Genomic DNA, 276 nt, shown 5'->3' on the forward strand with positions numbered 1-276 from the left:
GTTCTCTGCAGCCAGGTTTCCGGTATTGGATACCCGAATCCGGAAGTTAACAGGGGTTCCGGGCTCTGCAATCTGCGGGCTTGCTGTGATCACAATAGCAAGCACGGGTATTAACAATTGCGTTCTGGTGGTATTGGTCAGAACCGAATTCGAGACGGTCTGATCGTCCGGCAGCTTGAACGTGAACAGCACGGTAACCTGATCCGTCAGCTGCTCCTGATCTGCCGATTGATGGACCGTCACCAGGAAGGTAACGGTCAGCCGGCTCTTCGCCGG

At 55.1% G+C, this 276-nt stretch carries 1 protein-coding gene; it reads right to left on the bottom strand.

Annotated elements, in window-relative coordinates; all coding sequences use genetic code 11:
- On the bottom strand, positions 1-276 hold a 276-nt coding region (locus KVT27_RS24450), incomplete at both ends, for a hypothetical protein (protein ID WP_217582162.1).

Origin of the sequence: Lysinibacillus sp. GbtcB16 (assembly GCF_019091145.1) — a bacterium.
Taxonomy (GTDB): Bacteria; Bacillota; Bacilli; order Bacillales_A; family Planococcaceae; genus Lysinibacillus; species Lysinibacillus fusiformis.